This window comes from Microbacterium sp. NFH-22A-Y (assembly GCF_021401375.1).
Lineage (GTDB): Bacteria > Actinomycetota > Actinomycetes > Actinomycetales > Microbacteriaceae > Microbacterium > Microbacterium hominis.
The window spans coordinates 1,094,472-1,108,447 of record NZ_JACBGF010000001.1; the positions used below are offsets into that span (position 1 = coordinate 1,094,472).

At 73.2% G+C, this 13,976-nt stretch carries 13 protein-coding genes; 3 read left to right on the forward strand and 10 right to left on the reverse strand.

What is annotated here, in order from left to right; genetic code table 11:
• Nucleotides 1–5: 5 nt before the first annotated feature.
• The 3 genes from L0965_RS05195 to L0965_RS05205 are packed head-to-tail and all read right to left on the reverse strand — an operon-like array spanning nucleotide 6 to nucleotide 2,832.
• Nucleotides 6–662, reverse strand: coding sequence for a pyridoxal 5'-phosphate synthase (locus L0965_RS05195; protein WP_101305873.1), 657 nt, complete (start codon nucleotides 660–662; stop codon nucleotides 6–8).
• The gene (locus tag L0965_RS05200; RefSeq protein ID WP_060959170.1) at nucleotides 659–1,462 is read right to left on the reverse strand and encodes a creatininase family protein; all 804 of its coding nucleotides are present in this window, start codon (nucleotides 1,460–1,462) and stop codon (nucleotides 659–661) included. Before L0965_RS05200 ends, L0965_RS05195 begins: the two co-directional genes overlap by 4 nt.
• Nucleotides 1,459–2,832 carry an FAD-binding oxidoreductase gene (locus L0965_RS05205; RefSeq protein WP_232784007.1) on the reverse strand — a complete coding sequence of 458 codons (1,374 nt, stop codon included), beginning with the start codon at nucleotides 2,830–2,832 and terminating at the stop codon, nucleotides 1,459–1,461. The genes L0965_RS05200 and L0965_RS05205 overlap by 4 nt, the downstream gene beginning before the upstream one ends.
• 34 nt (nucleotides 2,833–2,866) lie before the next feature.
• Here L0965_RS05205 and L0965_RS05210 point away from each other — a divergent pair, with 34 nt between their 5' ends.
• Complete coding sequence (locus tag L0965_RS05210) at nucleotides 2,867–3,490, forward strand: helix-turn-helix domain-containing protein (RefSeq protein ID WP_082808072.1); 624 nt, start codon at nucleotides 2,867–2,869, stop codon at nucleotides 3,488–3,490.
• 5 nt (nucleotides 3,491–3,495) lie between these two features.
• Here the strand turns inward: L0965_RS05210 and L0965_RS05215 are convergent, their stop codons facing one another.
• Nucleotides 3,496–4,560 carry a methylenetetrahydrofolate reductase C-terminal domain-containing protein gene (locus L0965_RS05215; protein ID WP_101305875.1) on the reverse strand — a complete coding sequence of 355 codons (1,065 nt, stop codon included), beginning with the start codon at nucleotides 4,558–4,560 and terminating at the stop codon, nucleotides 3,496–3,498.
• Nucleotides 4,557–5,690 carry a methylenetetrahydrofolate reductase C-terminal domain-containing protein gene (locus L0965_RS05220; protein ID WP_082808073.1) on the reverse strand — a complete coding sequence of 378 codons (1,134 nt, stop codon included), beginning with the start codon at nucleotides 5,688–5,690 and terminating at the stop codon, nucleotides 4,557–4,559. Before L0965_RS05220 ends, L0965_RS05215 begins: the two co-directional genes overlap by 4 nt.
• 163 nt (nucleotides 5,691–5,853) lie before the next feature.
• On the opposite strand from L0965_RS05220, the gene L0965_RS05225 reads away from it, so the two are divergent.
• Nucleotides 5,854–6,462: a cyclodeaminase/cyclohydrolase family protein gene (locus L0965_RS05225; RefSeq protein WP_101305876.1), complete on the forward strand. Its 609-nt coding sequence runs from the start codon at nucleotides 5,854–5,856 to the stop codon at nucleotides 6,460–6,462.
• Nucleotides 6,463–6,528: 66 nt separating this feature from the next.
• Here the strand turns inward: L0965_RS05225 and L0965_RS05230 are convergent, their stop codons facing one another.
• The 4 genes from L0965_RS05230 to L0965_RS05245 form a co-directional block, all read right to left on the reverse strand.
• Nucleotides 6,529–7,734, reverse strand: a complete 1,206-nt coding sequence (locus L0965_RS05230; RefSeq protein ID WP_060959174.1) for a hypothetical protein — start codon at nucleotides 7,732–7,734, stop codon at nucleotides 6,529–6,531.
• Between the two features lie 97 nt (nucleotides 7,735–7,831).
• Nucleotides 7,832–8,776, reverse strand: coding sequence for an ABC transporter permease (locus L0965_RS05235; RefSeq protein ID WP_061782279.1), 945 nt, complete (start codon nucleotides 8,774–8,776; stop codon nucleotides 7,832–7,834).
• A complete protein-coding gene (locus L0965_RS05240) occupies nucleotides 8,773–9,573 on the reverse strand; it encodes an ABC transporter ATP-binding protein (protein WP_198553686.1) in 801 nt (266 codons plus the stop codon). The genes L0965_RS05235 and L0965_RS05240 overlap by 4 nt, the downstream gene beginning before the upstream one ends.
• Entirely contained in the window at nucleotides 9,570–10,850 is a 1,281-nt protein-coding gene (locus L0965_RS05245; RefSeq protein ID WP_101305877.1) for an amidohydrolase family protein, read from the reverse strand. Before L0965_RS05245 ends, L0965_RS05240 begins: the two co-directional genes overlap by 4 nt.
• Nucleotides 10,851–11,070: 220 nt before the next feature.
• Here L0965_RS05245 and L0965_RS05250 point away from each other — a divergent pair, with 220 nt between their 5' ends.
• A complete protein-coding gene (locus L0965_RS05250; RefSeq protein ID WP_101305878.1) occupies nucleotides 11,071–12,075 on the forward strand; it encodes a PDR/VanB family oxidoreductase in 1,005 nt (334 codons plus the stop codon).
• 391 nt (nucleotides 12,076–12,466) lie between these two features.
• On the opposite strand, the gene L0965_RS05255 is transcribed toward L0965_RS05250, so the two are convergent.
• Nucleotides 12,467–13,819: an amidohydrolase family protein gene (locus tag L0965_RS05255; RefSeq protein WP_101305879.1), complete on the reverse strand. Its 1,353-nt coding sequence runs from the start codon at nucleotides 13,817–13,819 to the stop codon at nucleotides 12,467–12,469.
• Nucleotides 13,820–13,976: the final 157 nt, after the last annotated feature.

Below are 13,976 nucleotides of genomic sequence, written 5' to 3' on the forward strand. Positions count from 1 at the left end.
CGCGGTCAGCCGGGCAGGGCCTCCGACCTCCACCCGTCGCCCACGCGCGTGTAGGCGAGGCGGCGGCTCGCCGCGGACGGGTTCGACACCCAGAACACCAGGCGATGGGGCGTCACGGCGTAACCCGCCCAGGTCTCGGGCGGCGTGAAGGCGGGGTGCTCGGCGCCGCCGTGGGCGGCGAGGAACGCGCTCCACTGTGCGCGCCGCTCGGCGAGCGGCAGAGGCGCATACGCGGCGGTGTTCTGCCAGGCGAGCTGCTGGAGGTAGGGCGATCGACGCCGGTAGGCCTCGTCCGACTCCTCACGCGGCGACCGCGTCGCGGTGCCCTGCACGACCAGCTGGCGGGTGAAGCCCGGCCACAGGAGGGTGAGGGCGACGCCGGGGGAGGCCGCCAGCTCGGCGGCCTTGCGGCTGTCGGCATCGGTGTGGAAGAAGAATCGTTCGCCGTCGAAGTCGCTGAGCATGGTCGTGCGCGCGTCGGGGATGCCGTCCAGCCCGATGGTCGACACCGTCATCAGCAGGCGGTCCTCGCCCGGCGCGGGCAGCCAGTCGGCGGCGAGGGCGAGGGGATCGCTCCACGCGACATCCGACTGCACCGGGTCGCTGTCGTGGGCGATCACGACGGGCGCGGGAGGGATGCCGGGGGCGTACGACGCGGTCATCCGAACACGAACCCGTCGATCTCGGCGAGGGCCTCGCAGACGAAGTCCACGCCCCGGTCGTACAGCTCCTTGCCGTGCGCCGCGTTGGCGCCCGTCGCGTCGCCGATCACGCCCTCGGGGCCGAAGTCGTCGCTCGTCCACCCGAACATGACCGGCTTGCGGTTGAAGCCGATGTGGGTGAGGCCGGCGATGTGCTCCGGGACGTTCCGGGCGGGCATGTCGGGGGCGACGAGGTGGGGGGCCAGGTGCATGACCAGCGACGTCTCGGAGAAGCCGCCGTGGATGCCCTGTCCCTTCTCGTCGGGGCGGCCGTCGATGCCGTCGCCGGCCCCTCCGGCCGTCGCGGGCATCGAGAAGGTGCGCAGACCGAAGCGTCGACGCAGCTCGCGGTTGGCCCAGCCGAGCAGCATGACGTTGCCGCCGTGGCCGTTGACGAACACGACCGTCTTGGCCGGCGTCATCGCGATCGAGCGGCCGATGTCGACGAGCTGGTCGAGCACGGTCGTGCCCTCGAGCCAGATGGTGCCCGGCGCCCAGTGGTGCTCGTCGGACTTGGCGTAGCTGATCGTCGGCAGCACCCAGGCGTCGATCCCCGCGGACGCGACGCGCGCGACGGCCGCCGTCGCGATGGTCTCGGCGACCAGCGCGTCGGTGCGCAGCGGCAGGTGCGGACCGTGATGCTCGATCGCGCCGATGGGCACCACGGCGATCGAGCGCTCGGTCAGCAGCGCCGTGAGCGCGGGGCCGGACAGGTCCGCCCAGTGGCGAGACGTCGGGGTGAAGGGGAACTCGCCGGTCATCGGATCGCCCCCTTCACGGGTCCGCCGTAGGCGGGATCGAGCTTGCCGGGGTTGAGCAGCCCCCGCGGGTCGGTCGTCCGGGCGAGCTGCACCGTCTCGGAGAGGCGGAAGTCGACGTTCCACTGGTGGGGGCTGTGCACGCCGACTCCGAGCGCGGTCAGGGCCGCGATGCCGTCGGCGACCTGCTCCGGGCTCTCGTAGACCCCCGCGAGCATGCCGATGGGACGCGTCGCGGTCGCCTCGATGTGCAGGTGCGCGCCCGGGTAGACCGCCATGACCTCGTCGTGACGGTCGATGAGGGCGTCTCCGCCGACCTCGACGTGGAAGTACACGCCGGGCTCGGACTTCTGCAGCCACTCGATCGGATGGTTGTAGCTCAGCACCGAGATGGCCGCCGACACCTGGGGGCCCTCCCGCACCTCTTCGATGCGCCCGCCCGCCGCGGTGATGAGGGCGGTCGCCTCGTCGACGAGGGACGCGTCGATGATCGTCCGCAGCGAGCTGCGCCCCTCGGGGAACGCGGGGTCGGGCGGCAGCTGGGCGGACACGTGCGGGTCGTCCGCGGAGACGAGCCGGGGGAAGGGACGGAGGGCGGCGAGTCGCTGCAGCACCGACATCGAGCCGGTGAAGTCGTCGAACGACGCGTACAGGCCCCGCCAGTCGTTCATCGGCTCCAGACGCACCGTCGCCCGCGCGATGATGCCGGCCGTGCCGTAGTTGTGCACGAACCCGAGGGCATCGTCACCCTCCACGTGCACCAGTTCACCGCCGGATGCCGGGGTCACGACGTCCAGGGCGAGCACGAAGCCCTCGTGGTTGCTGCCGTGCGCGATCGAGCCGGTGCCGCCCGAGCCGCCCGAGATGAACCCGCCCACCGTCGAGTGCACGGTCGAGGGGTACATCCACAGCTGCTGGCCGTGCTGGCGGGCCGCCTGCTCGAGCGCGGCCATGGGCGTACCGGCCTCGGCCGTGATCCACCCGTCGCCCACCTCGACGATGCCGCGGGCGCGCGAGGTGTCCAGCACCAGGCCGCCGGGCATCGGGATCGCCTGACCATAGTTCCCGGTGCCCTTGCCTCGAGGCGTCACGGGGGCGCCGTGCGCGACGGCGATGCGCACGACGTCGGCGATCTGCTGCGCGTCGGCGGGGAACGCGACGAGGTCGGCGACGCCGAGGGGCAGCTGTTCGGCGATGATCGGCGACATCCGGGCGCCGTCGACCGAGGCCTTCTCCCGCTGCCGGGGGTCGCTGGAGACGCCCCGGACGCCGAGGACGGCCGCCAGGTCCGCCTCGAGGGCCGCGTAGTCGGGGGAGGCCGCGGCAGTGAGAGCCGCGGGTTCGAGCATGTCGGTGGGTGTCGCGCCGGTCATCTCGGTTTCCTTTCGTGTGTCATAGTCTTCACTCATGTCCGATGCCGCCTCGTCGCGCCGCCGTGCCGCCGACGCGCCCCTGGCCGACGACGGCCCGGCCTCGGCGGCCCGCGCGCTCGGTGCGCGGATCCGCGCGCTCCGCCAGCGCCGCGGGATGACGCTCACCCAGGTGGCGGCGCAGGCCGAGCTGTCGCACTCGTTCCTCAGCCAGGTCGAGCGCGGGCTCGAGCGGATGAGCATGACCTCGCTGTTCCGGGTCGCCCAGGCGCTCGGCACGACCCAGCAGGCCCTGCTCACGGACGACGCCGACGCGGCGGTGCGCACCCAGGGGGAGTTCCACGTCTTCCGCGCGAGCGAGGCGACGCCGCTGGATGCCGGGGGCAGCCCCCTGCGCGTGCTCGCGCGCGACCACCCGCGCTTCGTGCCGATGGTCATGTCGGGGACGTTCTCGGAGGACCTGTGGTGGGTCCACGACGAGGAAGAGTTCGTCTACGTGCTCGAGGGTCGCCTCGTCGTCGTGCTGGAGGATCAGGAGTTCGCCCTCGAGGTCGGCGACGCCGTGTATTACCACGGCGGCATACGCCACCGGTGGCGTACCGAGCCGGGCGAGTCGACGCGCGTGCTGACCGTCAAAGAAGGCAGCGCCGGAGCGCACTGACCCGCTCACGTGCCGCCCCCTAGCTCTCGGGCCACCGTGGCGAGGTCGGCGGCGTAGGAGACCTCCTCGCCCAGACGGGCACCGCCGGCGATGACGACGCCGCCGACGAGACCGGTGTCGAGGAGTGCGCGGCCGTATTCGATGGCCAGGCGGATCCCCTCGGCGCGCACGTCCCGCGCCGCGAAGAGACGGTCGATGAAGCCCCGCGGCAGCTTCGCGGCGTGGAAGGAGGCGAGCAGTCCCGCCCCGTCGCGGTCGATCACCAGAGGAACGCCCGGGAGCACCGGAGCGGTGGCGCCCGCCGCGCGGCACTGCGCGACGAAGTCGGCGACCTCCTCGGCATCCCCGGCGTACTGCGTGAGGCACAGCCGACCGCCCGCGCCTTGCTTCTGCGCCACCCGGGCGCCGCGCTCGGCGACGGGCGGTGCCGCGGGGGACTCCGCGAACGAGGTGAGCAGGCCGAGGGCTCGCGCGCGGGGCAGCATCGTCGTGGATTCGAGATCGAAGACGGGTCGCGCGTCGGCCCGGTCGCCCGTCTGCGTGTGGTCACCGGTGACGCAGTGCACCCCGGCCACCCCCAGTGCGCGCAGCGACAGCAGCTCGCGCTCGAGCGCCGTGCGATTGCGGTCGCGCGCGTTGAAGCCCATCCACAGCCGCAGGCCGGTCGCCGCGATGAGCGCAGCCCGGTACGACGGCGGGAACTGCACGCGCGAGCGTCCGGCATCGCCGGAGAGCACGGCATCCACGCTGCCGGACAGGGCGTCGGCGGTGGGGCGGACGGCGTCGGAGCGCAGCGCGCGCACCGGGAATCCCGTGAACACCAGCGGTCGACGCTGAGCGATCTCGGCTACCTCGCGCCCCGCGGCCGTCGTCACCGCGTCGACCGGGTCGCGGTCGACGGGAGCGTCGCCGTTCCCGTCCCAGCGCACGGGAAGGTCGCGCCGGAGGAAGACGCAGGGCGTCGGATCGACCTCGCAGGTGCCGTCCGGGTTCACGCCCCCGCAGGGGCCGTAGGCCATCGACTTCGGACACCCCGCGACGCGCGGCGCCGTGCCCGCGGCGAGGCTCATGCCGCGGCTCCCGTCGCCGTCGCGTCGGAGGAAGGGGCGCGGCCCGCGCGCAGGAGCGTCGCGGTGCGCACGATCGCGTCGACCGCGGCCAGGCCGGTCGGGTCGGCCTCGTCGACGACGGCCGACAGGTGCACGCCCACCACTCCCGGCACCGTGAGGGCCTCCCGTGCCGCCGCGACGGCGGCGTGCACGCCCGCGTCGTCGACGGCCGCGGCCGCGGTGACCGCCGTCACGAGCCCCGACGGCAGGCGGACCCCGGGCAGCGCCGCGAGTCGCAGGGCCGCCGATCGCGACGTGATCACGGGCACCGAGGCGACGAGGGGGATGGCTGCGCCGGTCGCGGCCAGCGCTCCGGCGAAGCGGACGAGATCGGACAGGTCCCCGCAGAGGTTCAGGATCGCCAGCTCCGCCCCCGCGCGCGCCTTCAGCGCGAGCCGGACGGGCCGGTAGTCGATCGGCGGTGCGGCGGGCTGCTCGGCCACCGCCACGAACAAGCCCGCGCGGCGGGCGAGGGCCGCCACGCGCGTCGAGTCGAGGTCGAACACCGGCTGGGCGTGCGGGAGCGCGGTCGATGCCGGGTGGTCGCCGGTCACGGCCAGCACGCCCGCGACGCCGAGATCGGCGAGGGCCGCGAGCTCGCCCTCGATCGCGACACGGTTGCGGTCGCGACAGGTGATGCCCGCGATCACGGTGGCGCCGGCGCCGCCGAGCACCAGCGCCTTGTGGGTCGGGCTGAGCGACGCGCGGAGGCCGGGCGGCTCGCCCGCGATCACCGCCGTCAATCCGGCCAGGCGCGCGCCCGCCTCGGCGAGCACGCCGGCATCCGCCGAGCGCACGGGAAGATCGGCGGTGACGAGCAGCCCCTCCGAGACGCGCGTCGCGAAGGCGGCCGCCGCCGTCCGGCGCGGGGAGAGGGGCAGCGCGTCGCCGCTGGGCTCGGCGCTCTCGGGGGCTGCGACGTCGGCGGCGGAGACGTCGAGCGTATGCAGGAGGTCGGGGTCGGCGGCGAACGAGCAGCGGATGCCGGGGACCTCGCAACCGCCGTCGGCGCCGACGCCGCCGCACGGGCCGTAGACCATGCGTTTGGGGCATCGTCGCGACGCATCGCGCAGGCGCAGCTGGACGGTCACGGTGCCTCCTCTCGCGGGTCGCTCGCGTTCGGCGATCCAGGAATCGATGTTGGTCTCGCCAACAATGTCACTGTAGAAGCGCGCCGTTTCGCGGGTGTTACGGTCGCGTATGCGTCGATGTCGCCCCCCGATCGGTGCGGCCGCCCGCCCCTAGAGTGGGCGCATGTCCGCCCCCGATCTCGCATCCGCACGCCTCGACGACTGGCTGGCGGCGCTCGCCGCCCCCATCCCCGAACCCGGCGGCGGAGCCGCTGCGGGCGTCGTGATCGCGACAGGGGCCGCGCTCGTCGCCATGACCGCCGGCTACGCCGTCGCCCCGCACCGGGACGCGGTGCTCGCGGACGCGACGCGGGCGCGCCGCGACGCGCTGGTCGCCGCGGAGCACGACGGGCGGATGTCGGCGGCGCTGGTCGCCGCCTTCCGCCGTCCCGCCGGTGACGCGCAGCGCCCGGCGGCGATCATCGCCACGACGGTGGCCGCCGCTGAGGCGAGCGCCGCACTGGTCGACGTCGCGGCATCCCTGGGGTCGGCCCTCACCTGGCTCGAAGAGCACGGCGAGCCGCGCGTGGCGCCCGACGTCGCCGTCGCGGCGCGGATGCTCGCGTGCGGCATCCGTGCGACGGCCGTCAACATCCGCTGCGACACGACGAGCGCCCGCGACGCCGGGGCGGAGGTCGAGACGCTCGCGCCGCTGCGCACCGCCCTTGCGGAGGCGCTCGCCGTCGCGCAGCGCTTCGACACGCTCGCCGACCGCGTCACCGCGACACTCTGACGCCCCGACCGACGCGAACGCCCTGCCCCGACGATCGTGGGGCAGGGCGTTCGCGTGCGGACGGTGTCAGTCCATCTTGATCGAGGTGTCGATGAACTCGTTGGTGTAGAGCGCCGACGGGTCGATCGCCGACGCGGCCGCCTGCGTGATGCTGCCGGCCGTGACGAGGAAGGGCGTGAAGTCCTTCACGATCGAGGCCATGCGGTCGGGGTCGAACTGCCCGAAGACGCCGGACGCCTCGTCGTTGGCGACCAGGCCCAGCTCCTTCTGCTGCGCCACCGAGAACTCCGCGACGCCCTCCGAGTAGGTCCAGCCGGTGTCGTACTTCTCGACGAGGTCGAGGATGACCGCGTTGCCGTGCTCCGGCGCGTTCAGGAAGTCGATCTGCGACTGCTGCATGATCGGGACGAGCTTCTTCAGGCAGTCGGCCTTGTCGGTGACATCGGCCTTGCGCACCGCGAGGGGCTCGGGATAGATGTTGTACCCCAGCTCGGACAGCAGCTGGTAGCCGACGTCCTTGCCCCACTGCGAGATCTCGTTCTTGTAGATGTAGGGCTCGGCCGTCGCGAAGCCCTGCTGCAGGATCTTCGGGTCGGACACGAAGCGCTGCGGGGTGCCTTCGTAGCTCGTGTCGATCTGCGACGAGGTGATGATGCCCTGCGACAGCAGCAGGTTGGGGATCACGTCGCCCGACGTGACGATCGGGTCGCCGGCGGCGGCGGCCTCCTTGATCGTCTTGGCGCCGTCGTGGCTGGCGGGGTCCCACATGAGGATCTGCGGGCTGAAGGTCAGCTGCGACGTGACCGCGACGGTCGGCTGGTCGGCGTCGGCGACGATCGCGGCATCCGTGTTGACGGCGCCGATGAGGATGTCGGTGTCGAGGTACATGAGCGCGGGCACCGGCTGGAAGTTGACCGCAGGGCCGCCCGAGCGCACCTCGATCTTCACACCCGTGTCGGTGCCGTTGACCACGAGCGGGCCGGTCACGGTCTTCTTGTCGGTGTCGACCGTGTACCCGTCTCCCACCAGGTTGTACATGGCGCCGTGCTCCGACTCCGGCTGCCAGTCCTGCTGCATGACGACGGTCGCGGGGCAGACGCTCGCGAGGTCGAGGGGGCCGCCCTTCTCGGCCGCGGTCGCGGCCGAGGTCGTGGCCGGAGCCGCCGCCTCGGTGCTGGAACATCCCGCGACGGCGAACACCGTGACGGCGAGGGTGCCGACGGCGACGCTGCGCGCCATCAGACGACGGGAGAGAAAGGTGGGCTGTGACACGGTGTCCTCCTGGACGGGCTTCGGGTGCGGTGCGGACAGACGGGTGGTGCGATTCGTGGTGCGGGTGAGGAGAAGCGGTGCGGGCGGCGGGGCGCGATCAGCGGGTCGCGACGCCGAAGAGGCGTCCGACGACCAGCCGATCGAGCGCGGCGAAGATCGAGAAGACGATCACGCCGAACAGCGCCGTGAAGATGATCGCGAGGAACAGCGGCTCCATGTTCAGGCGCAGCGTGTAGGTGCGCAGCAGTCCGCCGATGCCCTGGCTGCCCTGCTGGAAGAAGAAGTCGCCGACGATCGCGCCGATCACGGCCAGACCGGCCGACTGGCGCAGCCCCGTGAAGATCGACGGGATCGCCGCGGGGAGCATGAGCTTCGTCATCCGCTGCCACTTGCTGGCCTTCTGCAGGGTGAACAGGTCGTGCGCCGCGGGCGTCGCCGACTGCAGACCGAAGAGGGTGTTCGAGATCATCGGGAACACCGCGATGATGACGCAGACGACGATGCGCGCCGGCAGGCCGTAGCCCATCCAGATGCCGATGAGAGGGGTGAGCGCGAGGATCGGGATCGTCTGGAGGATCACCGCGTACGGGTACAGGATCTTCTCGGCGAGGGTCCACTGGGACATCACGATGGCCCAGCCCATGCCGATCACGACCGCGATCGCGAGACCGACCAGGGCGACGGAGATCGTCTGACCGAGCGCGGCGATCATGGGTGCGATCACCTTGTCGTTGCCGACCGTCTCGGCCAGCACCTGGTGCGGCGGCGGCAGCAGGAACCGGCGGCTCTCGCTCAGCAGCAGGTACGACACCGCGTACCAGATGGCGATGATCCCGAGCAGTGCGGCGACGATCGGGAACGCGCGCGACCAGGCGCCGCGCACGACGCCCGCCGCGCCGCGAGGCCGCCGGCGCGCCGCCATCACGGCGGTCGTCGTCTCGGCGGATGCCGCGGCATCCGCGGCCGCTTTCGACGGGCTCACCGGGCCGGCCGACGTGTCGGCGTGCGCCGTCGGCGCCTTCAGGGCGAGGTTCTGGCTCACGAGTGTGCCTCCAGTGCGTGCGAGAGGTGGCCGACGATGCGCCCGAACTCGGGTTCGTAACGCAGTTCGGGCGAGCGGGGGTAGGACCAGGGCAGTTCGATGTCGTCGACGATGCGGCCGGGCCGTCCGCTCATCACGAGCACGCGGCTCGACAGGTAGACGGCCTCGGAGATGGAGTGGGTGATGAACATCGCCGCGAACCCCTTGAGCTGGAACAGCCGCTGCAGCTCGGTCTGCATCTTCAGGCGCGTGATCTCGTCGAGGGCGCCGAACGGCTCGTCGAACAGGGCCAGCTGGGGCTCGGCGACGAGGGCGCGGGCGATCGAGACCCGCATGCGCATGCCGCCCGACAGCGCCCGCGGATGCTGGTCCTCGAAGCCCGACAGGCCGACGAGGTCGAGCACCTCCGCGGCACGACGCCGACGCTCGGCCTTGGCGACGCCGGCGAGCTCCCCGACGAGCTCGACGTTGCGCTGCGCGCTGCGCCACTCCAGCAGGGTCGCCTCCTGGAAGACGAAGCTCGTGGTGTCGGCGCGGACGTCGATCTCGCCCTCCGTGGCGGCGTCGAGCCCGGCCGCGAGGCGCAGAAGCGTCGACTTGCCGCAGCCGGAGGGGCCGACCACCGACACGAACTCGCCCGGGCGCACATCGATCGACACGTCCTCCAGGGCCCGGGTGCCCGTGTCGAAGACCTTGGCGACGTCGCGGAAGGCGAGCGTGGGTGTGGAGGTCGGCCGGGCGGTGTCGGCGGCGCCGGCGTGCGAACGCGGATCGGCGGGTGCGGTGACGGTGGTCATAGGAGGGCTCCCTCGGAGGTCGGGGCGGACGGCGGGGCCGGCAACGGGCGGAGATCGAGCACGCTGCCGACGACGCGGCGGCGCACCGCGATGACGCGGCCGTCGCGGATGACGATGCGATCCGGTGCGCGCTCCGCGAGCGCCTCGGCGGTGTGCGCGGCGCGCACGAGCACGATGTCGGCGACGTCGCCGACCCGTCCGCGGGCGGGCGGCAGTCCGAAGGCGGCGCGTCCTCCGTTGGAGCTGACGTGCCAGGCCTCGGCGGGGGTGAGGTGACCGGCGACGACGAGCTCGGAGGCGACGTCGACCATGTCGGCGTTGCCGAGCGGGTTGAACGGGTCCTGCACGTTGTCGCCGCCGGCCGCCAGCGTGATGCCGGCCTCCAGGATCTCGCGCAGCGGGGGGATGCCGCGCGGCGTGCCGACCGGATGCTGCCACCCCTGGAGGTAGAGGTTCGTCAGCGGGTTGGTGACGATGGAGACACCGGCCTCCGCGACGGCGGCGAGGGTGCGGGCGCGGGTCTCGGCATCCTGCGTGGACAGGCTGACGCAGTGGCCGGCGGAGCGGATGAGCCCGGCGGGCCAGTGGCGCGTGCGGGCGGCGAGCTCGGCCAGGCCGGTCGAGGCGGGATCGAGCGTCTCGTCGGTGTGCAGGTCGAGGCCCAGGCCGAACTCCTCGGCGAACGCGGCGGCGCGCTCGAGATCCGCCGCGGGGTCGTCGGCGAGGTGGGGGAAGCCGCCGACCAGGTCGATCCCGAGGGCGACGGCGGCACGCCCCAGATCGTCCGGGCCGTCGGAGGGCCCGGGGCTCGCGACGACCTGCAGGTCGACGAGCCCGGCGAACTCGGCGCGCAGCTCCACGAGCGCACGGACGCCGCGCAGCGGGTCGTCGCCGAGGTGGTAGTTCGTGTGGGAGCGCACGGCGGTGACGCCGGCGTGCAGCGCGGCGACCAGGTGGCGGCGCGCGCCGGCCGTGATCGCCTCGTCCGTGTGGCTCTCGCCGTGGTCGACCCAGCACGCGATGGCGTCCTCGAGCGAGCCCTCGGGCTGGCCGAACGCGCTCCACGTGTAGCCCTTGTCGAGGTGGGCGTGCAGGTCGGCGAGCGGTGGCAGGGCGACCCAGCCGGTGGCGTCGATCGTCTCGCCGTCGGCATCCGCAGCCCCCGCGTCGACGACGCGACCGCCGGCGAAGGCGAGGGTGTCACCGACCTCTCCGGCCGGCGAGAGTCCGGTGACGGCGCCGATGCGCTGGCCCGGCTCGAGGAGTTCGGCATCCATAGGGGCTTCTCCTCACGTGGCGATGACGGCGGGCGGTGGCGGTGACGGCGGGCGGTGCGGTGTTGTTGGTATGACCAACATCGGGTGAGAATCAGTAAACGCCCGACGTGTTTCCTGGCAGGCCTGTCGGGATTGCAGCCGTGTTAAATCCGCGCGAAGAGTGCGGCCGGTCGCCGCCCGCGGGCGGGACGGCCCCGCGCGAATGGGAAGAGTGGGATCCATGAGCTACTTCAGTGACGTCGAGCGCGACCTCGTGGTCGCCGCCCGCACCGTGCTCGCCGACGGCGTCGTGGCACTCGACCTCGTGGCCCACAACGGCCGCGACCTTCCCGTCTGGGCGCCCGGGTCGCACGTGGACCTCATCCTCGCCGACGGCCGTCAGCCCGGGACGGAGCGCATCGAGCGCCAGTACTCGCTCTGCGGCGACGCCGCGGACCGGTCGACGTGGCGGGTCGCGGTGCTCCGGGAGGACGACGGGCGCGGAGGGTCGGTGCGCGTGCACGACGACGTGCAGGTGGGCCAACGGCTGCGGGTGCGCGGACCGCGCAACCACTTCTCGTACGACATGGTGCCCGAAGCCGTGCACCGCTTCGTCGCCGGCGGTATCGGCATCACCCCGATCCTCGCGATGGTGCGCGCCGCGGCCGCCGCGGGGGCCGCGTGGACGCTCGACTATGCCGGGCGGTCGCTGTCGACCATGGCCTTCGTCGACGACGTGCGCGCGCTCGACGACGGCACGGGCCGCGTGCGGCTGCATCCCTCCGACGAGGGCTCCCGCCTCGACGTCGCCGCACTCGTGGCTGCCGCCGCCGCCGACGGCGGTCCCCTCTACGCCTGCGGTCCGGCGCGACTGATCGCGGCCCTCGAGGAGGGCTTCGGGGCGGCGGGGCGCGCCGAGGCGCTGCACGTCGAGCGGTTCGAGGCGATCGCGTACGGCGAGCCGGTCTGGTCGGAGCCGTTCGAGGTCGAGCTCGCGATGACCGGCGACGTCGTCACGGTGCTGCCCGGCCAGTCGGTCCTGGAGGCGATCGAGGAGCAGAGCCCGACCGCGATGGTGCTCTCCAGCTGCCGCCGCGGCACGTGCGGCACCTGCGAGGTGCCGGTGCTGGAGGGAGAGGTGGAGCACCGCGACTCGGTGCTGACCCCGCTCGAGCGGGAGCAGGGCGCCGTCATGATGGCTTGCGTCTCGCGTGCGGCCTGTCCCCGGATCGTGCTCGACGTCTGAGCGGGTGCCGCGGGGGCTTGGGCTGGGGTTGGGGCTTGGGTTGAGGTTGGGTTGGGTGGTGGTGACGATCGTCGGACTTTCCCGGCGTGAGCCCCGAACCGAGGGATGGTGTGGTGTCATCCACAGGGTTTCTCCGGCGTACGTCACGTCGCGCTCGCCGCGCTTCTGTGCGGGCCGGACGGCCGCGCCGACGGTGGAGGCATCGGGGGAGCTCGGGCCAAGCGGGGCCGATCCTGTGACGAACGTCGGAGGTTGTGCCCTGCCCGCGGCGGAAGGGGGCCGCGGTGGGCCGATCCTCGCGGAAACTCCGACGGTGGTCACGGCTCCGGGGCGCCGACGCCGGGGCGCCGGAGCCGGCCGGCGCCAGGGCTCCGGGGTGGCGGCGCAGGCGTCAGCGGCCGACGCGGGCGCGGAGCGCGGCGGTGAGCGCGGTCTCGTCGCCGCTGACCAGCCGGTAGTCGCGGACGACCACGCGTCCGCCGACCACGACGTGCCGCGGCCGGCGCCCCGGGTGGGCCCACAGCAGTCCGGCGACCGGATCGGCCACGCCCGCGTCCGCGACGCCGGAGACGTCCCAGACGCACGCATCGCCCGCGGCTCCCGGGGTCAGGATGCCGAGCTCCGCCCGACCGAGACCCGCGGCGCCGCCCGACGTGGCCATCGTCAGGACGTCTCGCGCCGGGAGCGTCGGCCCGACGAGGCCCGACACCTGCATTGCGAGGCGGGCGTCGGCGAGGAGGTGCCCGGCGTCGTTCGATCCGCCGCCCGAGGTGCCCAGCCCCACGGCGATGCCGTGCGCCCGCAGGCGGGCCACGGGGGCGACGCCCCAGCCCATCGGCACGTCGCAGCCCGGTGCGTGCGTGGCGGTGACGCCGGCGGCCGCGAGGCGTGAGATCTCGGCATCCGTCACGTCGCACAGGTGCGCGATCGTCACGTCCGGCTCGAGCCAGCCCCACTCCTCGAGCAGGTCGAGGGGCCGCCGGCCGTACCGGGCGAGCGCGATCTCGGTGTCGACCTGCTCGTTCGCCTGGGTGCGCCGGCGCAGACCGTGGCGCCGCGCCACGTCGCCGAGCGCGCGGAAGGTCTCCGCGGAGTCGGAGTGCACGCCCGCCGGGCCCACTGCGAGCTGCAGCATGCCGTCGGCGCTCGTGCCGCCCGGGACGTCGGCGGCGGAGGGGAGGAGGTCGCGGACGATCGCCTCCGCGCTCGCCGCCGCGGCGGCGGGGGTGTCGCGGGCCGATCCGCGGACGAACACGAGGCGCGCGCCGAGCTCTGCGGCCGCTCCGGCGATGGCGTGCGCGATCGCGACGGTGTCGTCGACCGGAGTGGAGGATGCCGCGGGGTCGGGCCAGTTGAGCTGGTGATCGGCGACGGTGGTCACTCCGCACAGGAGCGACTCGGCCAGCCCCACGCCGGCCGTCGCGCGGACGAGGGAGGCGTCGATGCCCGCGGCGGCATACGCGGCGGCCATCGCGGGCAGCCACTCCCGCATGGGCACTCCCCGGGTGCCCGGCAGGGTGCGGAAGCCCGACTGGAGCAGGTGGTGGTGCGCGTTGACGAGACCGGGGGTGACGAGGCCGCCCTCGGCGTCGAGGGTGTCGTGCGCGGATGCGGCGGGCTCCGCGGTCGGGACGCCGACGCGGCCGTCCGCGCCGATCACGAGGTCGCCGGTGCGGTCGAGGTCGGGCTCGTCGAAGCGCTCCACGATGAGGGAGGCGCCCGTGATGGTCAGCGTACGGGTCATGGCGTCCGTCCTATCAGTCGCATGTTTCGCGCAGATGAGCCGTCCGGCGCGGCCGGTCGAGGGATGCGGCGCGCAATGTCCGAACCCGTTCTTATCTTCGACGCAGAGGCATTGAAGTACTAGAACACATGTTCTAATCTGTCGAAGTGAGGCCGAT